This is a genomic window from Serratia sp. JSRIV001, assembly GCF_019968745.1.
GTDB lineage: Bacteria > Pseudomonadota > Gammaproteobacteria > Enterobacterales > Enterobacteriaceae > Chania > Chania fonticola_B.
Map to the genome: position 1 here is coordinate 4,958,253 of NZ_CP074147.1, position 23,218 is coordinate 4,981,470.

Consider the following 23,218-nt stretch of genomic DNA (forward strand, 5'->3'; position numbering starts at 1 on the left):
CCTCCTTCCCGGTACTATGCTGATGCCACCAACTTGCAGCCACCAGGGCAACCACAGGTCACTTTGTGTCCTTCAAGGGCAATCTCCACACCTGCAATATTGGCCAGCGAGCTGCCTTCACTGATCACGCCTGGTGCCTTACAAACCGGGCAGAAAACCGGGTCGCCCTTGCGGGCGAGCGCCTGAGTTTGATTGGCCAAGGGGGAGCCACTGAGCACTTTACCCCCGGTGGTAGTGGTATCCCCCACCAGGATAACCTTTTTCCCCTGTACGACCGTTCTCATGCCCGTGGAGCCTGGACATTACCATCATCTTCCGCTTCACTGGCCAGATCCCACCAAATGACCTCTCCCGCTTTTCCGGCCGGGGCCATTTCGCCTTGCTTAATAATGCGCATGGTGTGAGGGAATGAGGGAGTCGTCCAGTTGCCGGTCACCAGCGCCGGAGTGCCCGATTCTAATGGCGACAGTGATAATGGCCCCTGGTCATAACGGGAATACCAGGCAAGAGTCGATTGTTCATCGAATTGATTGACCCCGTAAGAATGCAGGGAGTGCCCTTCCTGTGGCTGGACACGTATCGGGCGGATCAACTGGTTGACGGCCAGATATTGCGGTGATAATCCTGCCGTCAACGGGGTCAAGTCCGGGTATTGTCCGGCGCGGATTAACAGCCCGCCGGGATAATGTTCAACGCCGATCTCTGGGTCATGGGAGAGCACCTGACGTACCCAGTCCTCACCGCCTAACCGCTTGATATAACGATTATCTAAAATGGTGATCCAGTTAACGCCACGACTGCTATCCGTGTACTGCATGGCGTCGGCAAAGACGTTTGCATTCACCTGTAGTGGGGGATAGCGTTTAGCCAGTTCATATTCAAGAGGACAGTAGTCATCAAAATCAAATGGCATGCTCAGACAATACCCACAGTCCCCGCTATCGGGTTCCAGTTGTTGGCACAGGTAAGTCAGCCAGTCATTAAAACGCGCCATACCCTGTGTTTCTTTAAGGTAAAACCAGGGCAAGACCAAACTCAGATAAGAGTTTTCGTTATCATCGTCATCACCCGAATCCAGATACCCCATAAGGCAGTTGGGGGCTTCAGACATATTTTTCGCATCGCTAATTTCCCAGCCACCGTAGTCATGAATGCCTTTATTGCGGATGCTGTCTTCCACCTTAGCGATATTTTCAGGACTGTATTTTTTCATTCCTTTAAAGGAATGCGTGTGAAAGCGTAAATGTGTACCGAATTCTGCACGGAAGCGGCTAAAACAGGCCAGTATCTTCTCCCGTTTTTCCAGGGTGTAACCCTGTTTAAAAAACAGGGTGATCGACAGACCCAACCGGCTAACAACAACATCGTTATTGTCGGTAAAGGTAAATTCAGGCACCCGCTGTTCCAGTAATGCCGTGTATTCAGTGTGTTGCATTGTGACTCCTGATAAATTATTGCGCGACGACCAAGGTACCGCCGCCCACCGCCGCCAGTGCGGCGAACAGCCCGGCAGCTGCGGCTCCCCCTGCGGCGACAGCCGCAGCGACAATCGCAACCAACGCCACCACGGCGGCGGCCACGGCGAGCGTCACGATAATGACAGCCCCAGTCACTGCGGCTTGGATAACCAGTTGTACCGTGCCATTGCCAATATCGGACAATATCTGTACCCATTCGATCTGTTTTAAATACTCCAGGGTTATCTCCGACCCTAACAGCACGGTTCGCCATAAGTCCTGGCACTGCGCAACGCTCCAGGTGATGATTTCACCGGTTTGCTTGCTCATCCAGGAGAACACATAGTGGGTTTGCTGAGTGAGGGGGTCGAGCACTTGCTGGCAGAACCAATCCCCTTTCTCGGAGACCCAGGCACCAAACTGGTGAAACATCTGACGAGTGCTCTTGCTGACATATTCCCAGCCCTCTTCTGCCAGGCTGGAAACCTCATTACCTAACATCACCCAGTCTTCCACCGACGGCATAAAATCCCAGGGGGACGTGCTCAATAACGGCAGATTTTTATGTAATGGCTGCGGAAGGGTTCCCGGCACCCCTTCAGGTGGTGGAACAGGGACAGGACGCGGCTGATCTCCCTGGTACGGCGGCAGTAAGGCATATTTTTCTGCACTGGGGCTGAAAGCGGCATTGTATTGTTTGTCGTACTGCTTTTGTTTCTCAGTACGGTTATCCTCAATACGCAGAACACCAAAACGGGCGTTTGTCGCTATCGCAATATAATCTCTCCGCTGATCTTTGGATAAGGTATCGCCTGGAAACTTCACCTCGATCAACATCTTCAAGTTATCGGCATGGAACTTATCATCAAAATAGGTGGCTTCGCGTCCAGGCCAACGCTTGTCGGTTTTTTTAACCAGAATGATGTCCGGGCGGCGTATTCGCTTTACATTACGTTTTATCCAATCTTCGCGTGAAGGCCGAGCAAACGGGTTGCGGGATTGTGGCAGATCGTCTTTATATTTCTCTATTGATTTTTTACTGGTAGCCAGCATGGGCAGAGGGACGGGTTTCGCCATCGCAAAGACGACCTCGGCTTTATAGGGCCAGCGATATTCCTCTTTTTCCTCTTCCTTCTGGATAAGACCGCTCATAATCAACTGGTTTAAAAAACGCACCAAACCGGCTTTGGTGACAATACGTAGTGGCAGGCGCATGGCAATTTCGGCTTTCTGTGCCAGGTAACAGGGGTCTTCATCGCCAGGAAATCTCCCGAGTTCCATCGTGCAGGTAATCGAGGTCACTGTCGGACAAATATTGCCTGGATTGCTCATCTTCTTACTCCTTGAATTCCATGACACGTTCTACCGGTGCATTGTCGCTGGCCTGGTAATAGGTTTCTTTCGCCGGTTTTTGGGTTTCCGGTAGGCCGAGTTCCAGATTGTCTTCTTTTTCGGAACGCACCATCAGAGTTCTGCCCAGTGCATCGGTTTTGCCTGAAACCACCTGACCGTTGGCCCCCTTGATGGTGTAGGGCGTATTAATCAGTGGCGCTCCCGTGCGTTCATGCAGCAACGTATAACGGGCAGAGTAATTAAACAGCGGAGTGGTGGGCATGACACCGGAAGCGTGTTCGGCCAGCGTAATACTCAGCCCTTCAATGCGGATATGGCCCATGGGATCAATCACAATGCGGCCCCCGGCATTGCCGATCTCAATCTGGCCGCTGGCAGAGTGGATCGAGATATGTTTGCCAACCTTCAGGGAGTCATTGTCTGCAATGTCAAGAAAGCGGCTTTTCTTCACGACCGTGGTCTGCTGGCCTTCGAGGGTGACGTTTTGATCTTTCGCCACCGTGAGCGTCTGATATCCGCCGATAGACTCGTCATCATCGACTTTGATCACCGAGGTGCGGTTATTATCGACCGTCAGTGTCATATCCCGGTTGATGGTAGTCGTCTGATCCCGCAGTACGTCGGTATTCATATCCTGTTGCGCATGAATATAAATTTCTTCACCGCCCCGAAGATCCTCAAACCGCAGCTCATTGAAGCCGTCGCCTTTATGGGTTTTTGAGCGTAGGGCCATCTGGGTTTTGGTCGCCGGTAAGTCACCGGGTGGCAGATTGTTAGCATGATAGGTACGGCCAATAATCACGGGCTGATCGGGATCACCATTGAGAAACTCCACAATGACCTCATGACCAACACGCGGAATAGCTAACATGCCCCAGCCTGCTCCCGCCCAAGGATGCGAAACCCGTACCCAGCAGGAGCTGGTATCATCCGTTCTGCCAGAGAGATCCCAGGGAAAGCGCACCTTGACCCGGCCGTACTCATCGCAATAAATTTCCTCAGACCCCGCTCCGGTGACGATCGCCACCTGTGCACCATCGATGCGCGGTTTTGGCAGCGAAAGGGGACGCCAGGTTTGCTTGTCGGGTATAAAGGTAAACTGGCATCCCAACGTGGTGCCCTGTTCCCCGGTGGCCTCTTCCAATGCTTGCGGCTGTCTGCCGGTGTGCGTAGCCCCGGTGATTTGCCACCGTGCGTTATGGGTTTCCAGCGGATGATTTTCCAATCTAAACCACACACCAGGTTGGAGCGCCGGGCTGTTGGCCGCGCCTTCTCCCTGATGCGCGTCGTTACGCAACGCCTGGACGCGCCAGCGGGCAAATTGATCGCCTGTTGGGCCAGTGCCTTTGAAGCGACCAGGATAGTCATAATGGCGATAATCGAAAGCCTGGTGTTCAAGGTCATTGGCAGACTCACGGGATTCTGCCTGCCAACTTGGATTTTTGAAGGTGTAATCTTTCAGCAAGACTTCAGACGAGCGCAGACTTTCTTTGCGACGAAAAGTACTGATACACAACTCGTCCGAATCTGCCCTTTTGGCTGGATGGTAAGGGAGTGTTGGCCCGGTATCCAGTGCGGCGCAATCATCGGCAAAGACCAACGTGTGTTGCTGATCTTTATGCTCAAAGAAATAGAAAATCCCTTCCTCAGCGGCAAGGCGATCGAGAAATTCTGCGTCACTTTCCTGGTACTGGACGCAGAATTCACGCCTGGCATGGGTATCACGCAAAGCAAAAGCATAGTGACTGATATGATGTTCTTTCAATAACGTTTCCAGGATCTCCTGAACATTCCGCTGTTGAAAGATGCGTGAATTTCTGACTAATCCCGCGCGCCAGAGTGCGGGGCGTATACTCAGGCGGTAATGTGTCTGATGGAGTCCAGTGTCTCCCTGTTCCACTTCAACCACGATGCCATTGACGATCCGCTGTACCTCGGTATCGCGCCAGATAGTCAGCGTGGCGGTTCTATCCAAAATAGCAGCGAACTCGATGCTGGGATTGGCACTGGCAGCCTCAAGTTCAAGGATAAATGGCGTAGAGAACTGTTCATGCAACGTAAAGCCTGATACCACGAAAGTTTCTGGTTCCAGACTGCCCACACTCAGCGTAAAGCGAAGCCCACTGGCTTCCTTGCTCAAGCTTGCCATCCGGCTTCCTTATTTATGGCGTGAATATGTTTCCGTTAAATAAAAAAATTTTGTATGTATACATAAAAAATGTTAATGCATATAAAAGAACAGCACAACTAATAAGTATTTTCCAGGTCAGTTACGAGTGGATAGAAGCTCTCCGATGAGCCTGGCTAGTTTGACAAAGTACTACTATTTGGCTTTATTGCCCCCTGATCTCAGACCAGTTAATTTAGAAAGGATCAAGAAGGATCCTCCCCCATCCTGCTAGACAAAGCTTTTGACATAGCTAGACACTCCACTGTGGCTTAGATCGCAACGAGCCGTTGCGATGCAATCTTGGAGAGCATGAAAAAGTGTGGGGCAGTCACCGAATGTATTGTCTGCTGGGGCTAGAATATCCAACATTATTTCATAACAATACCTGCTATCTGGCTATGAAGATCTACGTCATCAAAATTACTGTTCGTGGCGTAAGTCCCATGGTTGGCGTCGGCTAAGAATCGCTGCTGATACGTCATTGGCCGCGCTTCACTACATAATCCAGATCGTGCAGGGCTGGAGCGATGATCACCTTCATCAGTTTCATATTCATGGCAAAGATTACGGTATCTCCTACGAAGGGGGCGTTGGTTTTCCGGATAACCCGTTTCGGGTTGTGATTGATGATTTTGCTTTTGATGTTGGCGATCGTTTTACCTATGAATACAATTTCTTTGAGCACTGGCTTCACGACATTCGTGTCGAGACCATTCACGAAAATTCGACGCTGAAAACACCATTTTGTATGAGCGGCCATGGCATGTCCGGAGCAACGGCTGCGGATGAAGCGGATAAGACGCTGGCTTTTCTGGAGGCCATCGTTAATGCGGATGATGCAACAACGGTCGGAGAAATCCGGATCTTTGTTGACGACCTGGATGCTGTTCGGTTCAATCGCAATAAAATCAACAAGCAATTGAGCAAACTCGACCTGGCGGCGCCAGCACTGGAACCTGAAGTGATCTGGTTGGGTCGCCGCCGCTGACGGATATCTATAAAGGTATCCTTCTCTAATTCAGGAAACTGGCGCGCCCAGGACCAGAGGTGTCAGACTCAGGATCGCCTGCGACCACGTAAGCCTTGGCATTTCAATATATTATAAACTTCGCAACCATATGAAAAACCAGTACCCAGGAGATATTCCCACCACCGCAGGAGGCAACGATGAAATTGACGCTCCAGATAGTTATAACCGATGAGTCAGGCGTGAGTCGAACAGAAGAACTGATGACATTACAGAAGTCAGGATATGCCCAAAATGATATCGGATTATCGCTTTCAGAGTCGAAGAGCTTGCTGAACACCGTCCAGCAGTCAATGGTTCAGCAGCAGGCGGACGAATACACTCACCAGCATATCCCGTGTCCTCACTGCCTTGCAGCGCGCAGAATCAAAGGGCAGCAGAAAATGCAGTACCGGACACTGTTTGGCATTATTCCCGTATCGGGGCTCCGGGTGTACCGATGCCGCTGTGAAGAAAGTACAACAAAGACCGTCAGCCTTCTCAGTGACTGGGCGGGCGATCACACTCATCCTGCCCTGAAATATATAGAAACCCGCAGGGCCTCAATGATCTCGTATGAAATGACGACCCGTCTGCTGAAGGATGTTCTGCCGATGGGGGATAGCCTGAATGCCTCAACGGTGAGGAATCATTTATGCCAGGTGGCACAGCGTCTTGATGCTGAGGCAGAATCGCATTCTGGTTTTCTTTCAGGTTGTCCCCGCGACTGGGGTAACCGGCTCTGTCGCATTAACGGCCACAGGCCAGCCAAAGTGGGTGTTGCCGATTATTTAGGCAGCCAACAGATAAAATTGTTCCGCAGGTGACAATACCTCACTTCCGGATGCTGATATTGTCCTTTGCGTATCATGTGGATCAATTCGATGCCCGCCAAAAGCCCCTGTGCCCGTCGAAACGATTTGAATCCCAGCATCGGTCTTATCCGGCGTTTGATATTGCGGTGATCTTGCTCAACCAGATTGTTTAGGTACTTACTTTGCCTCACTGTAATCGTTTCCTCATCGGGTTTGTCGGCGTTGAGCGTGGCCAAAGCCGCTGTGTTGGCCCCACTTTTATCGATAGTGACCCCCTCAGATTCGCCATGATGACGTATGGCCTTGCGGAAGAAGCGCAATGCGGCGGCGGCATCACGTTTGGCAGTGAGCAGAAAGTCGATTGTCTGGCCTGATGTGTCAACAGCCCGGTACAGATACTTCCACTGCCCGTTCATTTTGATGTAAGTTTCATCCATTCGCCATCGACGACCCACCGAACGTTTATGCCGGCGGAATGCCTTGTCCAACAACGGCACCAGACGGATAACCCAGCGATGCAGTGTGGAATGGTCAACAGCAATGCCGCGTTCAGCCATCATTTCCTCGAGATTGCGCAAGCTAAGGGCATAAGCCAGATACCAACGCACACATTGCGCGATGATATCGATGGGATAATGCAAGCGTTTAAAGGCATTTCTGATCAGAGACATTAATAGGCAACATTACAAAAAAACAGCATATTACCTGACGCCGCCTTAACGCGACAGAGCCGCTCTTCCACCAAAGCTGGCTCCGGGATATCAGGTATCTCGATTATGTCTGCCGCGATACGAGCAGGATAGAGCAGGATAGAGCAGCGATTCAAGTTTATCGGGAGTCATGCTGTCAGGCAGCGGCCAGCTAATTCCCAGCTTTTTGAAGCGAACAAAGAGATCGCAGATGGTGCTTTTGGGGATCCCAAGCCGCCGACCAACGTCGAGTCTGGACAGGTGTTCATCAAAATGTAAGCGCAGTGCGTCGAAGAGCTGGGTCCGATATTTCATAGCGATAATGTCCATTATATAGATGATGGACATTATTTTCCCGGAACCGGAGGGATACCGACAGACGGTCTATATGAGCCGCTTACGCTCACAAAGACCTGTAATCAATCAGGGCAGTCCGATTTGCAGGACTGCCGTACCTGCAAAACTGCCTGTCGCGGGCAACGCTAATGGCTTTCTCACCAGATTGAAGGTGATTGCATCAGTACCTTCACCATTCACCATCTGGGCGGTGTACCTGCCGTTCACGCCGACAACACTGCTGCCCTTGACCAGGGAGACACCCAGGCCAGAGTTGCTGGTACCGATTAAACGGTTATCGAACGATGCAGTCCGTGGTGCCTGCAGGGTAATACCAATGCCCTGTGTCACCGTTTTATCCGAGCAGCTATAGGTAAGATTTTTGGTTACAGAGTAGCTACCGGGGGCCGTCGGATCGGTGGATATTTTAGAGTCAACCACATTACCAAAATCAACATCCAGAGAACCACCGCCATTGATGGTGCAGGTGTTGGGCCAAAACGTCACGCTATTTTGGGCTACTAGTTTTATATTAAGATCACTACGACTACCGTTATAATCATTGCTCTGATAAAGGCGTAATTCTGCAATAGTGCCGCCAGACGAAACATTCAGTGACTGAGGACTATTAACTGCGGTTATATATGGTGTTAAGTCGACTTTAGTCCATGGACCACCGTTAGCATCGGGTAGCGTCGCTAAAATTAAATCTGCAGGAATGGGCATATCTTTTATGCCGCTGGCCAACACCAACCCTCCTGTAAAGTTCCCCCCAAAAGGTAAAGATAAAGAATCATATCTAGTCTTAATGAAATCACGACGACTTGTATTACCAGACCCCTCAAACCTGCACTCTAGCTTAAGATCACCATAAGTGTATACTTGCCCCAAACTGGGAATAGGTATGACGGCTATCGTCGTATAGGCTGCTCCATGTACACCAAATGAAGCGCCACTATTTACTCTACATTCAGTTGCCCAAGACGACAGCGTGTGCAGACTCACAGCACTCAGTATCAGTAATCTAATAATCTTCTTCATGTTCCACCACACCCCCAATAATCGTCTTTATCAGGTGATAATTAATCTTCTTGACCAAGGCCGTTCGGCAAGGGCTCATTGTCACTCTTAACCCATACCCTGTTGGGCGAACAACCACGCTGCGGGATTGTCTCGCGGCTATCCCGATTCAATCAGCCCTACTCATACTCAAGCACAAAGGTCGCCGTCGCACTGAATGCCCCACGGGTTATCGTCTTGTTCGCCAGTGCAAACGGCTCTCCCTGCACATAGGCCTTAAAGCTCAGCGTCGTCGTCGTGCTCGTTGTCGACAGCAGGTTCTGAGGACCCTGCTCATTGAGGGGCAACTGCACCGCACTCGCCCCCGCCGTCTCTATCCCCACACCAATCCCGCTCACCCCCGTCACCGCCAGCAAACCCGGCAAATTCAGGTTCTCCATCCCGTTGAACGTCAGCTTGACCCAGCTCGATGCCGCCGTATCACAGTCCACCAGGTTCAGCGAGAACGTCTTGCCCAACGTCCGCGTGTTCGTGTACAGGTACTTGTCCACCACCGCACCAAAATCCACACTCAGGTTTTCATCACCCGCCTGGATTTTGCACGGTGCATACACCAGCGTCCCTCTGAATCCCATGACCGTCGCCTGAGCCGGTGCCATCCACAACGCACTCAACAACGGCAGCGCCCCCAGACCGACACACAGCAGACTGTGTTTTCTCTCTCTCACCGGCTTCTCCTAGTCATAACTCGCCAGCAGCGTCGCCGTGGCAGTGAACGGCCCGTCGGTAGGCTCCTGGCCCGCTCCGCCATTGACAACCGGCACGGCAGACAACACTGGCAGCGCCGCTGGGTTGATGACCGTACCTGCCGTGCTGTTTATCGCCAGGACACGCCCCCCCAACAGCAGGCGAATACCCAGCCCCGCCCTGCTTGTCTCCACAGCCGTCGCGTCAAAGGCCGCCGCTCTCCCCTGGAAGCTGAGCCTGACGTTGCCGGTGGTGTCAGCACAGGCAACGTTATACGAGATTGTCACACTGTAAGCCGTCCCATCAATCTTGTTGATGATGAGGTCATCGCCGAAATCCACATCGATAGGGTCATCGTTATTGATTTTACAGGGGAGGGACTCCACCAGGTTGCCGGTAATACTCACGTCAACCGCACCGGCCACGCCGGTGAAGAGGGTGCCCGCCAACCAGGTGGCGACGGCAAGCGGTCTTTTCATGCTATTGGCCCTCATTGAAAATCCACCTTCAAGGTCAACGTGGCCCTAAAGGCACCACCGGAGAGCGTAGTCCCGCTGTTCTTTACCGGCACCACGGTTAGTTTGGGCGTTGCCGCTGCAGACGTCAGGTTAAACCATTGGTTCGGACTGACCCTGGTGCCATTTTGGCGTAATTCCAGCCCCAGATTGGTGTTGCTAGTCATTAATACCCCGTTGTCAAAACCGGCTGACGTCCCGTACAACTGCATCCTCACCTGCTGGCCTGCCCCTGCCGCGACAGTGCAATCCAGGGTGTAGGGGATTTCCGTTTCATAGGTGTTCCCGGTTGAGATGCTGTTGCTGGCCGGAATTCGGGTGGTCAGCAGGTCATTGCCCAGATTGACGCTGATATCGGTATTATTGTTAATCTGACACGGCACACTCACGACCACACCCCGGATATTCACGTCCAGTGGGGCGGCCATGGCGGACGGCATCGCGACCGCAAGGACCAGCGCCCCCATCAGCAGGCTGCGCCGCGCTTCCTGCCCCTGTTTGTGTCCATGCCGTGCTCTACTCATAACTCAACCTGAAATTGACGTTGGCAAAATAGGCTCCCGATTGCAACGGGGCTCCGGTACGCTCAGGCGTGATGTAATACGTCAGCACGTCACTACCCGGGGTCAGAAACACCGGCTTCGCCAGTTGACCCAATAGCATGTCGCGCTGTGCACTGTCGCTGAGGCGCAGCCCCATCCCGTTGACCCCTTTCGCGCGCACCAGTTGCGGGTTGGCGCCATCCTGCTCACTGACAAAGGTCAGGGACATGGCGGGCTGGTTGGGACTCCAACTGACATTGCCCTGCGTATCCTGGTTGTTTGCAGCACCGCGAATGCAGTCACGCAAGCGCAGTTGGACCGCTACCGGAGTTCCCCGGTCACCGGCCTGTTGCAGGTCACCGGTCGCGATATTACCCATGTCCACCGTCTGGTCGGCCGACGGCATCTCCAGCCGACAGGCGCTTTCGGTCATAACACCGAACACATGCAGTACCCCGTGGTCCCCCTCAACCAATCCATCCGTGAGGCCGGCCTGCGCCACGGGAGCCAGTAGGGCAATCAGTACCAGTCCAGACAGGCCACACATCACGCCTCCCGTTGTGCGCGACAAGGCCTGGTTCTTCATTCTGTTCATTTTTTCTCCTTCCCTTCCCCTGCGACAGGCCACCCGATGGCTATTTCTTGTCTCGACGACTTTCATCAACCTTGCACTGAGTGCCATCACAGCGGAAGGTCAGCGTAGGCTGGCCGCCGTAGTCATTCACATACACCAGTGCCGGGCTGTTCCCCAGGTCTGAAGCCTTTCCCCCCAACGGTGCTGAGCCTTTTGGTGGCACCATCATGGCCTCAAACCCCTTGAGCAGGTCACCGCCTGCCTTGGCACTGGCACCAATCAGGGTGATGTAGTAGGGCGTCGGATTGTTCACCGTATAGGTGTCCCCGCTTTTACTCAGCGTCAATTTATTCTGGAACGGCGAGGTCTGTTGTTCAGCTGCCGCCTGCGCCAACGCTGCCGGGCGGTAGAACAGCTTGATGCGCGTTTGCAGCGCAATCTGCAATGTGTTCGGCTTGTTGCTCTTTGGCGGAATTTCACGCAGGTTCAAATAAAACAGCGTTTCCTTATCCTGTGGCAACAGACTCAGCCCCGGCATGGCCTGGATTTTTATCTGTCCCTTACCTTTCGGTTCAATGCGCTGTACCGGCGGCAACAGCGTCAGCGGTCCGCCCCCCTCCAGCTTGTTGCCATTCGCATCCTCAATCCAGCCCTGAGCCAGATAAGGGAGTGACGGATTTTGGTTGCTCACGTTCAGACTCACTGACTTTTCGCTCCCCGGAAACACCACGCGGGTCCTGTCCAGCGAAATCGCGGCATGGACCGACGGCATCAGCACCAGCATCAGCGCACCCGCAAGGGAGGCTCTTAGTAAATTGTGTTTCATTTTCATCTTGCTCATCAAAAATAGTAAGGGATACCCCCGGGACCCATGTATCCCGGGCTCAATCATTCAGTAATGCAGCCTCTTTTACGCAAGGTAGCATCAGATTCGTCGTCATACCTGTCGGTATCACCGCCGGCAGGGTCACGTGACATTGGACACTGCCGTTCCAATTCACCGCCATCTTCTCATTCGGACGTATCCCGCTGAGGTAAACGTGACCACTGTCGCTCACGATACCGGCGTCCTGTTTTTTCTGGTTCAGCACGCTAGCCCCAAACGGAGGGACGCTGCCATCAGCCAGCAGTATCACTGCCATGGCTTTCTCGCCGGAAATCACCTCAAACTTGCGATAGCCAATCGCCCCTTCCGTCAGGGTGCTTTGTACCACCGAGCGCGGCACCTCCGCATTGTCCGCCAACTTGTCAATATCAATACGCACGCTGTTGCGATAATAGCTGGTTACATCCGCGACCACGGCCTTGCCGAACCGGTTACTGTAGACCGGATTGCCATTGGCACCGACCGGTACACCGGCCACTCCGTCGGTGTCAATCAGCATGCGGGTTCCGCCCATCAGACCGCTGCGATGCAATGCCCCGCCTTCCCGTGTCAGCGTTGCCCCGCCATTGGCGGACAAGCCCACGGCACTGTATTGCCCCTCACGGTAGCTGGCAGAAGCATTAATATCCACCTGAGAGCCGCGACGCGCGTAATAACCGCTGAGGTCGGCCCCGGTTCTCGCCGTCCCCGCACTCACCTGGTACGTATCGCCGTTTTTCAGACGGTCGTAATAACCGACAGAATTACGCGTATCCCCTGAGGAATACGAGCCGTTATAACTGACACGGCCAGACCCACCGAACGGCAGGGACAGCGACATGTACATCCCGTCGTCGTCGGTTTTATTGAACCGGTTGCGGTAGGCCGTCAGCGACAGACTGACATTCCTGAACCGACCCACATCAAAGTTCCGTGATGCCGTCAGGTCATAGCGTTCCGTCGTCGATTTATCCCAATAGGACTGATGACTGTAGTTCAGGTACGTGCTCAACCCCAGAGACTCAAAGGACTGGTTGAAGGAAACGGTGTACATTTCCTTGTTGCGGCCCTGTCTAATGCCTGTGTCACGCGCCTGCAGGTACTCGCTCATCGACATGAACGTACTGTCTGAGAAGCGATAACCGGCAAAGGTCACCTGACTGCCGATCTCGACAAAGCGCTTGGAGTAACTCAGACGATAAGAGCCCCCTGTCTGATTGCCTTCCCCCGGCAGGCGCGCACGTGACTGCGTCACATCGGCAGACAGCGCCCCCAGCGCCAGGAGGTCACGCCCGATACCCAGTGACGCGGCCGCGTAATCCCCGCCGGCGAGCCCCCCGCCGTACAGTGACCACCCGTTACTGACGCCCCAGGAGAACTCGCCGCTGGCAAACGTCGGCCCATTGACACGGTGGTTCCAGTCGGAAGCCCGGCCCGCCGTGGTCTTGAAGCGCACCTGTCCAGGCCGTGTCAGGTAAGGAATGGTGGCTGTATCCACCTGGAAGCGCTGTACACTGCCATCCTGCTCCTCAACCCGCACATCCAGTCGCCCTGATACGGCACTGTCCAGGTCCTGGATACGGAATGGCCCGGCTGCCACCTGGACTTCCTTGATGATGCGGCCCTGCTGACTGATGACGACCTTGGCATTGCGACGTGCCACACCACTCACCTCCGGTGCGTACCCCCGCAGATTCGGCGGCAGCATGTTGTCATCAGAGACAAGGCTCGCGCCGGTAAAGCGGAAGCTGTCAAAAATGGACGAATTGAGATAATCCTCCCCCAAGGTCAGTTTTGCGCCCCACGCCGGCAAGGCGCGATAGGCGTAATAACGACTCCAGTCCAGGTTGACACCATTCCCCCCCGAACGGCTTTCACCCCGGCCCTGCGAACGACTGTCATAGCGTGCCTGCCAGTCGGCCCGTAAACGCCATACCCCCAGGTTGGCCCCGGTGGTCCCGTTACCGCTAACGCGGGTGCCGCTGCCACCCCCCCCGCGGGTCTGTTGCTGATTTTGCATGTTCACGTTGTAGTCGAGCAGTATCCCCGGGATCCCCTCTTCCCAGCGTGCTGGCGGGTCCCAGTCCGGGCTGCTGTACTCCAGGTAGGCGTGCGGCATACTCAGATACAGGGTGGAGGTGCCCAGGTCAGTACGCACTTCCATTCCCTTGAGACTTTCCACATTCAGGCACTGCTCCTGGTGCCACCACGTCAGTTCGGACAACGCCTTGTCGGTCAGCCCCATCTGGGCAACCAGTGCAGGAGTCAGGCAAACCTGACTGCCTTTGGGGTCATTCTCTGGTGCAATGAAATCCACGGACTGCTCGGGCCACACCTGGGTATTGAGACTCACCGCCAGACTGTAACTTCCGGGCAGGATAAAGCCTTTTTGCGCGAACTGGCTCAGGTCAATATTGCTGCGGTCCTTCAAATCCAGGATGTCGCTGTTGAACTGAATATCATCGGCATGGGCGAACACCACCGACCCCAGCAACAGGGTGGAGCCGAGCCCCGCTTGACAGAGCATGGCAGAAAGGGTACGGGGGAAAAAATGCACCATAGAGAAACTCTTAGTAATAATCCATTCTGAAACGTATTGCCGAGTGGTAGTCCCCAGCACGTAACGTTTCCCGATTGCCAACCAGATTCACGGTATAACGCAAGAGCATCTCGCTGGGGATGATAGCGGCCGGGGGCATCATCCGCCCCGGCTGGGCCTGGTTGCCCACCTCGTCGGCTATTGCCACCGCAACCCCCTTCGCCTCACCGGACACCGCAAAATGCCCCCGGTCACCTTCCCCGTCAAAGGTCACGGTAAAGCCCTGCCAGTCGGGTTTATGTGGGTCAAGCCGTGACAGCACACAATCCACCAGACGAATGGAAAAGGCCTTCTGAGGGCCTCGCCCGTCACGCACAATCTGGCTAACAGGAATTGTGTCCATTACCAGCGTCTGGTCACGATCCCCCACATCAATGGCGCAGGGGCGCTCGACGATAGCCCCTTTCATGCTGACACGCCCATGGCCGGCATCACGGGCGAAGGCCTCACTCGCGAAACCGACGGTCAAACTTATCAACAGGAAAGGCGCCACCCGATTCTGTCCCCACTGAATCCACGTCATCGGCTGACTCCAATTGGTGAAATAGCCCGTGGCGGCAGGCCACGGGACGGGTCAAACAAATATTGAGATTTACTGGTAGGCAAGTTGAAATTGGACGGGGACGCTAAAACTACCCGGCGTAATGACTGCAGTACCACCATTGCCTTTCAGGCTCGCCGTAAAGGTCAGAGCCGGAGATGCGCCGTCAGTAAACTGCTGCAAGGTGGTCGGCGTACCAACCGTTACTTTTTTTCCGTCGGCCTGCTTAAGGAGGATGTAAGCGCCAGCCGCATTACCACCGACCAGTGCCAGGCTATCTGCGTCATAGCTGGATGTGGTCCCCAGGAACTTAACCTGAACCTTGCTGGCACTGGCTGGGGTAGTGCCAGTTGTAACGATGCAGTTCTCCAGCTGAATGGTAAACGGCATCGGCTTTGATTCACCGGTGTTAGTGTTAGCGCTCAACGCAGCATTGGAAATAGCCCCTAGCTCAACAGTCTGGTCGATGGAGTCCGCTGCTATCGAGCAAGGCGCATCAACAATGGAGCCAGTGAACAGGATGTCACCTTGCCCCTGGTTGGCATGGGCGACAGAAACGGCAGACAGACTCAGTACAGCTGCCATCATGATTTTGTTCAGTTGCATTTTTTCACCATAACATTGATTAAAACAATAAAATTAAGAACATACCGAATTTAACATCCAACCAAAACTCTCACATTGAGTGGCCATAAGACGGAACGCGTAGGCATACTTGCTTGTGCATTATAGTATATATTTTAAATCAATCAAGACTGATTAATTTAAAGAAGTGTAAGTAATCCCGCAGCAAGCCTTTGCACAGATGAGTTACGTTAAAGTGCAGTTTAGTAATCAGCTATTTTTTAAGATGTTATATATAGTTACTGAACTCACTTACCGGAACTGCTTATGCTGGTTCCTATAGCAGCCAATCAGGATGACCTGCCCCCAGGATTAGATACAACGCTCACTTAGTAATGGAGTGACCCCGAACCCGTAGACAAATCTGGCCTATATTTTGAGCATAGGAGGAGTCTATAGGCACACCACGATTTACCCCTGAATTTAAGGAAGAAGCTGTCCGCCAGATCACTGAGCGGGACTATTCCGTTGTCGACGTTTCAGAACGCCTTGGCGTGTCAGCACACAGTCTTTATAAATGGCTGCGTTCCGTAAAACCTGATAACAGCGGACATCAGGCCCAGGATTTACTGGAGGCCAGAACGGAGATCCTCAAGCTGAAAGCGCAGCTTAAACGTACTGAGGAAGAACGAGATATTCTGAAAAAGGCAGCGCGGTACTTTGCAAGGGAGCCCGACTAAAGTACCGCTTCATCAACGATCACCGTGATGTCTGGTCGATCGCAGCTATGTGTCGAGTTCTAAAAGTTGCCCGTGCCGGATTTTACGTCTGGCTTCATTGCCCTGTCTCTGCTGGAGAAAAGGATAACCAGCGATTATTGGAATTAATCCGAAACTCTTATGCACTGAGCGGCGGTGTTTACGGTTATCGCAGGGTTCACTGCGATCTGCGTGAAGTCGGTGAGGCGTGTAGTAGAAACCGGGTAGCCAAGATCATGAAACAAAACAGGATACGTGCCGTAAATGGTTACAAGATAGCTCGTGGAACCAGAGGACGGCCGTCACTGATAGCCCCTAACCGTGTGCAGCGGGAGTTCATCCTCAGGTAAAACCATCAGGCATCGCCTGAATCGCGGTGGTTCACGTGAGGCGAATAATGCGCTGTGTACAATCGCCCTGGTACGCATGCGCAGCGATCCTCGAACAAAGGTCTATGTGCAACGTCGAACAGGAGAAGGACTGTCGACAAAAGAAATTTTACGTTGCCTTAAACGCTACATCGTACGAGAGCTTTATCCGCTTATTTTAACTGATTTGAGGCGAGCCCAACTGCGGCCGTTGACATAGGAGCGTCAATGCTGTGGCAGAATCGTTCTTCAGTTCGCTAAAAAAAGAACGTGTCAGAAAGCGAATATATAAAACCCGGGACATGGCCCGGGCGGATATCTTCGATTATATTGAAGTGTTCTACAACCGTACCCGGCGCCACAGTCATCTCGGTGGCGTAAGTCCGGAGGACTTCGAAAAGGCCTCGCCGTGAGGACAGAAACTGTCTACTGGAATATGGTCACTCCAACATTATCCACACCGATATCATCGCGTAATATACTCACTGTTATCTGGCTTACTCACTGAGTTTACGCAACCAGGGAAAGATGATGGTAGAGCGCGATATTGTTGTTGGTCATTCCATGCTGCTGCTCAAACCATCGACTTTTTGCTGACCACCAAATGCGGCGCTGCAGCTGCATTGCGGCGCTTCTTTTGCAAGGCTATTGACCATCGAGGCAAACTCGAGGTGGTTACTATCGATACAACTTTTCCAGCGTCATGTCACTAATGCGACGGAGCCTCTTCATTGACTACGAGGATATAGCCCGTTAACGCGCACAGTAATAATCACTCAAGACTGATTGTTGACTTCTCACGGAGAAATATGTAACTTCATGCATACTTTTCACCACAAATTTAACGATTGATTAATGACAGAGAACCAAGCAAGTGAAATAATAACCCGTTTTTTCATTAATTTTTTGGAAAAGAAACGTTTACAGTCTGCAAAATCAGCCTACACAACCATGCGTTCTGGCAAGTATTTTCAAGATGACCGAAAGAAAATTCATAGATATAGCGATCCTCTTTGGGCCGACTCCATCTCTGACTTTGTCAAAAAATACCAAAAAGATGCTGAAAGAATAAAGCATTATGAACAGCTCGATTTTCAGATGATATCGCGATACAACTTTGCAGACAGCTTCATGAAAACAAAGCAACTTAGTAAAGGGGAAAAATCATTCTTGGACTTTTTTATGCGGCAGGATTTTTATCTTGTACATGCGACTAAAATTAGAATTGAGGATAGCCATGAAAATATATGTTTAAAATCACGAACTCGACTTTTAAAGGATAATGTAAAATACTTAAGTAACTCTGAGTCTGATATTGATTCATTAAAAAATGAGGATTACGTTTTCTTTTCTTTAGAAGCTGGAGAGCCGATCTGGAAATCATGTAGTCGATTCGGAAATTTATATTACAAAATAAAATTCAATCACGAGTCTTTGAAATATGCATCAATGACGTTATTAGATCAATTACTCATGGAATGGGTAAATGTACACATTGAGGGTATCAGTAGTAATGGAAAACAAATACTACAGAGTGGAAGGCAAAGTCTTAGCATCTTCGATGTTATGTTCCATGGTAGAGACGCATCAATTTATGGCCTGGCCTATAATATAATCAGTGCGAGCAGACTTCTTTCTGATGAGGATAGAACATTGATTCTCACGACTAGTGACACTCAACAGCTTAACAACATCATAAACTCTTTCTTTCGGCCAGAGATAAGAGTTTCTGGTGCTGTTAATATATCGCGTGGAAAGTATACCACGGGTGAGTTCTCTAAAAAATATCGGTACTAATTCCGATTAGTACGGCGCTGCTGCATTTAGGCATGGTTAGGTAACATGCCATTTTTTGTGATGTTACCTACCCATACCTCTGATTCGAAACACCTTCTGTCGCCTGCATTATCCCATTGTATTATCACGCAATGTGTTCGCTAGTCTCTGGCTTACTCACTGAGTTTACGTAACTAGGAAGGGATGGCAGAAATACGGCTATAGACAGTTTTTTGGAACATTGAAATCTGAATGTTATTACCTGAATGAATATAAAAATGTGAACGACTTGAGGCGAGACATCATCGGATACATTGCTTATTATAACAAATTGAGGATAAAGGAAAAACTTGGAAGTCTTAGTCCGATAGAATACCGACTAAGGCAAGCTGCATAAGGTTGTCCAAGATCTGGGGCGCAGATCATTCATGATGGACATTGTCGCTATGAAATTATAGTCTCAATACCACCTTACTCCTTGATGCACTGCACTTACATCTTGATGTGCACATACCCATACCGCTACAGGATCAAGAGTGTGGTGATCTGATCCTGATTGCAGTCAGAAGTTCGATTTATTCAACAAAGCCGATTCACCCTCAAGACCAGTGCAACTTTGCCCAGCGCACCGTCCATTCCATTAGAGTCAAATATTCACTGGTAAGTGAAATTTACTTCAATGAGAGACTGAACACTGCCTGCAGTAACCGACTTTCCAGGAATAATTTTATAGTTTTCCTTGAGACCAATATTAACAGGTGCTCCATCTACATCACCCACATTAATATCTCTATTCGGCACTATAGGATTATTATTAACATCCAGCATCTGAACGCCCACCCTATAAGCAGGCGAGCCTGTAACTATATTATCAAATGCATTATTAACACTATTCCAAGTCACAATTCCAAGGAAATAACTAATACTCCTCATTCGGCTGGGGCGACAAATAAACAACCTAACATCTTGTGGCACAGAACCAAGTCTGCATTGAGGTTACGAGATGAAACATTACAACCATTTGTCGAAATGAATACATCAATGACAGAAAAAATCCCGCCAAGTAAATCGCTTTTCGTTGCCACCAGGTGTTCGAAGATATTTTTTCATGTATAAAATGGCAATTCGTGCACCATCTACCTTTTAGCGCTCTGCTTAGCATTCGACAAATTCCATTATTTTCCATACTCGTTTATTCCCATCATTAACAGATGACTTTATTACGAATAGTAGACGCGGCACTAAACAGGCAAACTACTCTTAGCTCTACCTAACACACGGCCTTGCACTTGCCACTCCGACCCACCTCTATCTTTTTATCACCACTCCTCTCATTCATAAATATGCTCTGAGGGGCTTCTACCACCGAACGCACCTTGGATCATGACCAGGTGTGCTGGTAAGTAATTCTAATTTCACATCAACACTTGGTAGCTAATATTTTAAAGCGCCAACCGATAACATATTACATGGGAACAATTCCTACCCATCAATTTCTTTAATTCCTCTCAGCACTATCCTTAAAAAAAGTCCAAGCCTTACAACCAGGACTTTATATCAACCCCGATCTTTGGTACTTCAATTACTTAACAAGTTTGGCAGTCATGTACACAAAGTTGCCGTTGAAAGCCCCAGTAATTTTGTAAGAGGCTCCTTCTTTTTTGGCCATGGCCGCGATTTTTGCTGTAGCTTCATCCAAAGTTGAAGCGGTTGCAGTAATACTTTGCGCATAGCTGCCAAAAGAAACCAGCGACAATGCTGATGCCATAAGAAGATTTTTAATTAATTTCATAACTTTTCCAAAGCAAGCGTTATAAGGATTCAAACTTTTTGAGACAGGTGCCCCATTAGGTTTGATTAAATTCCCACCCATTCCACCACACAACAAACAAACAGTCAAGGCTGATTATTTGTTGTGTGGTGAAAAAAACAGTCGAAATCAATAGGAATCATGCCATATGACTTTATGGCTCCCATCTTATAAAGCTTGTAAATCATATGGTAATGTTCGCTTCAGGTTTACTGGTGCTTTAACAAGCTGATAGCTGCTCGTGTGGAACCCAATGCCAGATTAATGCTCACGAAGACAGCCTGCTTCCACTTTTGCGCCGTTGAATATAAACCTCGAGCGCAGAAGCCGTTCAAAGGGGGGCCATCCATGGCCAGTTACGAGGGTGAACCTGTTGATGCTGACTCTCAGCCTTACGCCGTTTCAACAGCAGAAACCTTTCGGGGCATAATGCGCCAGATGATACCGGACAGCAGAAGCAACATAGCGCCTGCAGAACCAAGAACCAGGCTGTGTGAGCTAGAGAAAGCAACTTTCGCAGCCTTCATGAGTTGCTCACCAATATTATTATCCATATTTTGTGCAACCTGAACGGTTTCACTGATCGACGCTCGCGCTTGTGCTGCCAGTTCCACTGGTAACTCGCCAGGCAACATGATAGTGGCAGCATAAGTACCTGACAGCAGCAGACCAAAGACCGCCACCCCGAGCCCTGCTCCTAATTCATAGGCCATACCTTCCAGTGCACCGGCAGCCCCTGCCTTCTCCTTCGGTACAGAGGTCATGATAGCCGCCGTTGAAGCTAGCATTGAGGCTTCAACGCTGAATCCCAATAGCACCATGCCAGTCCACGCCAAATAGATTTGATGCGTAAAATCGGTAACGGCAAGAATGAAAAAACTCACGGCACTGAGGAAAATCCCCAAAGTAGCGACCACTCGAAGACCAAATGCAGTGACCAACCTGCCAGCAATCGGGCCGCAAACACCACTGGCGATCATCAGAGGCAACAGGAATAATCCAGCTTCAAGAGGCGTTTTACCGAGCACGAACTGTAATTCCTGCGTCAGTAATAGCTCGAAACCGACCAGAGCAATCATTGCTGTCAATGCCATGACAATGCCAACAGCAATCACACGCTGGGTGATCAACCGAACATCAATCATAGGTGCCGCAGCACGCAGTTGGTGGCGCACGAAGAAAATGAGCAGGCTGCTGCCCATGATCGCGATCATCAGGGTCACATACGCAGCGGATGTACCCCGAATGCCACTTTTAGCCGCGTAAACAAGCAATAGAATGGCCGAGATAAGCACCAACGCCTGCTTGATCTGCCATGTTTTTTCCGGCCGCAAAGGCTGTTTGGGCATCACAAACATAGTGGCAACCAGTACGATCGCCACAATTGGCAGATTGATCAAAAATACGGATCCCCAATAGAAATACTCCATCAACCATCCACCAACCAGTGGGCCCATTGCGGCTCCTGCGGTCCCAACCGCACTCCAAATCCCCAAGGCGAAATTTCGCTCCCGCTCCAGGGTAAAGGTATGGCGCAAAGCTGAGAGCGTGGCAGGCAGGATCATCGCGGCCCCAACCGCGAGGAAAGCACGAGCCGCAACCAGCGCAGCAACAGAAGACGCTAGTGCCGCAGCCAGCGAGGCGAGAGCAAAAAGGCTGGAACCGAGCAGTGCCAGGCGTTTAAAGCCGATACGATCGCCAAGTGCTCCCATTGGGAGTAGCAAACCAGCCATCACCAGTGAATAGATATCAATGATCCATAGCAGCTGATCCCCGGTTGCTGACAGAGCGACACCGAGGCGCGGCGCGGCCACATGCAGGACAGTCGCGTCGATAGATACTGGAAGGTACATTAAAATAATAACGTAAAGTATTAACCATTTCTGAGACATATTGTTACACCAAATAGAGCAAAAACTTGAACACGCGTTCATTTCAATTAGAATACAAATAAATTGAACAAACGTCCAACTAATTCTATGCTGTATTGCTAATAACATCGGTCAAAGAAAAGCGAAACCAAATGAGCTACCTCAAACGTGAAGAACGTCATGCTGCCATTTTGGAGGCGGCCATACGTGTAACTTTGGCGGAAGGGATTGTGGCTACCACCGTCAGGCGCATTGCAGCGGAAGCAGGAATAGCCGTCGGTCAGGTGAATCATCATTTTTCCTCCGCAACACACCTACGCGCTGAGGCTTTTTTGCAATTAACCCGGCAATCGTTATCTTCATTTGCCGCGATCAGTAAGAGTTACCCAGCCGTTGAACGGCTACAAAGGGTGTTAGGATATCCGTTGGATGAGGAAGGTATGCGGGAAACGCATCTGTGGAATGAGATGATGCTGCTGGCTGAGCGTGATCCGGTGATGGGTGAGGCTTATGCTACTGCAATATCAGATTGGCACCAGGCGACAGCCAACGTAATTGTTGAAGGCAGAAATGAGAAAATCTTTCGCTCTAGCGCCAACGCTGATGATATCGCCTGGCGTTTGATCGGGCTGGTGTGTGGATTGGACGGCTTACTGTCATTTGATAGCTCAGGTTTTCCCGAAGCAGAAGTTATGCGTCATTTGTCTTTCGCGATTGAGCTGGAGTTGCTGTGCCCCCCACCGCACAATTTGATGGTGTAATGATCTAGTGAGCCTCAAAGTAACGCCATGTTTATTGTTTAAATCGGCTCAGTTTATCAAGCAACGCTGATTAAAATTTCT

20 protein-coding genes and 7 pseudogenes are annotated in these 23,218 nt (G+C 51.0%); 9 read left to right on the plus strand and 18 right to left on the minus strand.

From position 1 onward, the window contains the following. Window positions 1–14: 14 nt before the first annotated feature. The 4 genes from KGP17_RS23010 to KGP17_RS23025 are packed head-to-tail and all read right to left on the minus strand — an operon-like array spanning window position 15 to window position 4,959. Window positions 15–284: a PAAR domain-containing protein gene (locus KGP17_RS23010; RefSeq protein WP_223498419.1), complete on the minus strand. Its 270-nt coding sequence runs from the start codon at window positions 282–284 to the stop codon at window positions 15–17. Next, window positions 281–1,435, minus strand: a complete 1,155-nt coding sequence (locus KGP17_RS23015) for a type VI immunity family protein (protein ID WP_223498420.1) — start codon at window positions 1,433–1,435, stop codon at window positions 281–283. The genes KGP17_RS23010 and KGP17_RS23015 overlap by 4 nt, the downstream gene beginning before the upstream one ends. A gap of 16 nt (window positions 1,436–1,451) precedes the next feature. Further along, on the minus strand, window positions 1,452–2,789 hold the full coding sequence (locus tag KGP17_RS23020) for a VRR-NUC domain-containing protein (protein WP_223498421.1): 1,338 nt from the start codon (window positions 2,787–2,789) through the stop codon (window positions 1,452–1,454). Window positions 2,790–2,793: 4 nt separating this feature from the next. Further along, window positions 2,794–4,959, minus strand: a complete 2,166-nt coding sequence (locus tag KGP17_RS23025; protein WP_223498422.1) for a type VI secretion system Vgr family protein — start codon at window positions 4,957–4,959, stop codon at window positions 2,794–2,796. 419 nt (window positions 4,960–5,378) lie between these two features. Between KGP17_RS23025 and KGP17_RS23030 the strand changes: the two are divergent. After that, a pseudogene (locus KGP17_RS23030) lies at window positions 5,379–5,968 on the plus strand (plasmid pRiA4b ORF-3 family protein). Window positions 5,969–6,147: 179 nt separating this feature from the next. Then, window positions 6,148–6,723, plus strand: a pseudogene (locus KGP17_RS23035) (ISKra4 family transposase); the annotation flags it as partial. 54 nt (window positions 6,724–6,777) lie between these two features. Here KGP17_RS23035 and KGP17_RS23040 read toward each other — a convergent pair. From KGP17_RS23040 to KGP17_RS23090, 11 genes are all read right to left on the minus strand, one after another. Beyond that, window positions 6,778–7,472, minus strand: a protein-coding gene (locus KGP17_RS23040; RefSeq protein WP_223498423.1) for an IS6 family transposase whose coding sequence is annotated in 2 segments (ribosomal slippage) — window positions 6,778–6,827 and window positions 6,827–7,472 — 696 coding nt in all. Because the reading frame shifts where the segments join, the coding sequence is not laid out codon by codon here. A 90-nt stretch (window positions 7,473–7,562) separates the two neighbouring features. Beyond that, the gene (locus KGP17_RS23045) at window positions 7,563–7,838 is read right to left on the minus strand and encodes a hypothetical protein (RefSeq protein WP_223498424.1); all 276 of its coding nucleotides are present in this window, start codon (window positions 7,836–7,838) and stop codon (window positions 7,563–7,565) included. A 75-nt stretch (window positions 7,839–7,913) separates the two neighbouring features. Beyond that, a complete protein-coding gene (locus tag KGP17_RS23050; RefSeq protein ID WP_223498425.1) occupies window positions 7,914–8,867 on the minus strand; it encodes a fimbrial protein in 954 nt (317 codons plus the stop codon). 158 nt (window positions 8,868–9,025) lie between these two features. After that, window positions 9,026–9,574, minus strand: coding sequence for a fimbrial protein (locus KGP17_RS23055; protein WP_223498426.1), 549 nt, complete (start codon window positions 9,572–9,574; stop codon window positions 9,026–9,028). Window positions 9,575–9,583: 9 nt separating this feature from the next. Beyond that, window positions 9,584–10,072 (minus strand): fimbrial protein, encoded by a 489-nt coding sequence (locus KGP17_RS23060; protein WP_223498427.1) that lies wholly within the window; start codon window positions 10,070–10,072, stop codon window positions 9,584–9,586. Between the two features lie 11 nt (window positions 10,073–10,083). Continuing rightward, the gene (locus KGP17_RS23065) at window positions 10,084–10,632 is read right to left on the minus strand and encodes a fimbrial protein (RefSeq protein WP_223498428.1); all 549 of its coding nucleotides are present in this window, start codon (window positions 10,630–10,632) and stop codon (window positions 10,084–10,086) included. Next, on the minus strand, window positions 10,625–11,245 hold the full coding sequence (locus KGP17_RS23070; protein WP_223498429.1) for a fimbrial protein: 621 nt from the start codon (window positions 11,243–11,245) through the stop codon (window positions 10,625–10,627). The genes KGP17_RS23065 and KGP17_RS23070 overlap by 8 nt, the downstream gene beginning before the upstream one ends. Before the next feature lie 40 nt (window positions 11,246–11,285). After that, on the minus strand, window positions 11,286–12,050 hold the full coding sequence (locus KGP17_RS23075) for a fimbria/pilus periplasmic chaperone (RefSeq protein WP_223498430.1): 765 nt from the start codon (window positions 12,048–12,050) through the stop codon (window positions 11,286–11,288). 58 nt (window positions 12,051–12,108) lie between these two features. Then, window positions 12,109–14,649 (minus strand): outer membrane usher protein, encoded by a 2,541-nt coding sequence (locus tag KGP17_RS23080; protein WP_371822071.1) that lies wholly within the window; start codon window positions 14,647–14,649, stop codon window positions 12,109–12,111. 10 nt (window positions 14,650–14,659) lie between these two features. Beyond that, window positions 14,660–15,211 carry a fimbrial protein gene (locus tag KGP17_RS23085; RefSeq protein ID WP_223498431.1) on the minus strand — a complete coding sequence of 184 codons (552 nt, stop codon included), beginning with the start codon at window positions 15,209–15,211 and terminating at the stop codon, window positions 14,660–14,662. Window positions 15,212–15,280: 69 nt separating this feature from the next. Then, entirely contained in the window at window positions 15,281–15,835 is a 555-nt protein-coding gene (locus tag KGP17_RS23090; protein WP_223498432.1) for a fimbrial protein, read from the minus strand. A 413-nt stretch (window positions 15,836–16,248) separates the two neighbouring features. Between KGP17_RS23090 and KGP17_RS23095 the strand changes: the two are divergent. The 6 genes and pseudogenes from KGP17_RS23095 to KGP17_RS23120 all read left to right on the plus strand — a co-directional run. Further along, window positions 16,249–16,889 (plus strand): annotated as a pseudogene (locus KGP17_RS23095) (transposase); the annotation flags it as partial. Then, window positions 16,888–17,139: pseudogene (locus KGP17_RS23100) on the plus strand (transposase); the annotation flags it as partial. The pseudogenes KGP17_RS23095 and KGP17_RS23100, both read left to right, overlap by 2 nt. 4 nt (window positions 17,140–17,143) lie before the next feature. Further along, window positions 17,144–17,332 (plus strand): annotated as a pseudogene (locus tag KGP17_RS23105) (IS3 family transposase); the annotation flags it as partial. 76 nt (window positions 17,333–17,408) lie between these two features. Further along, a pseudogene (locus KGP17_RS23110) lies at window positions 17,409–17,602 on the plus strand (hypothetical protein); the annotation flags it as partial. A 172-nt stretch (window positions 17,603–17,774) separates the two neighbouring features. Then, window positions 17,775–18,716: a hypothetical protein gene (locus tag KGP17_RS23115; RefSeq protein WP_223498433.1), complete on the plus strand. Its 942-nt coding sequence runs from the start codon at window positions 17,775–17,777 to the stop codon at window positions 18,714–18,716. A 208-nt stretch (window positions 18,717–18,924) separates the two neighbouring features. Further along, a pseudogene (locus tag KGP17_RS23120) lies at window positions 18,925–19,092 on the plus strand (IS3 family transposase); the annotation flags it as partial. A 257-nt stretch (window positions 19,093–19,349) separates the two neighbouring features. On the opposite strand, the gene KGP17_RS23125 reads toward KGP17_RS23120, so the two are convergent. The 3 genes from KGP17_RS23125 to KGP17_RS23135 all read right to left on the minus strand — a co-directional run bounded on the left by KGP17_RS23125 (window position 19,350) and on the right by KGP17_RS23135 (window position 22,397). Beyond that, window positions 19,350–19,670, minus strand: a complete 321-nt coding sequence (locus tag KGP17_RS23125; RefSeq protein WP_223498434.1) for a fimbrial protein — start codon at window positions 19,668–19,670, stop codon at window positions 19,350–19,352. A gap of 607 nt (window positions 19,671–20,277) precedes the next feature. Beyond that, window positions 20,278–20,487, minus strand: coding sequence for a DUF1471 domain-containing protein (locus KGP17_RS23130; RefSeq protein WP_223498435.1), 210 nt, complete (start codon window positions 20,485–20,487; stop codon window positions 20,278–20,280). 410 nt (window positions 20,488–20,897) lie between these two features. Next, window positions 20,898–22,397: a SmvA family efflux MFS transporter gene (locus KGP17_RS23135; RefSeq protein ID WP_223498436.1), complete on the minus strand. Its 1,500-nt coding sequence runs from the start codon at window positions 22,395–22,397 to the stop codon at window positions 20,898–20,900. Between the two features lie 131 nt (window positions 22,398–22,528). Between KGP17_RS23135 and KGP17_RS23140 the strand changes: the two genes are divergently transcribed. Continuing rightward, window positions 22,529–23,137, plus strand: a complete 609-nt coding sequence (locus tag KGP17_RS23140) for a TetR family transcriptional regulator (protein WP_223498437.1) — start codon at window positions 22,529–22,531, stop codon at window positions 23,135–23,137. Window positions 23,138–23,218: the final 81 nt, after the last annotated feature.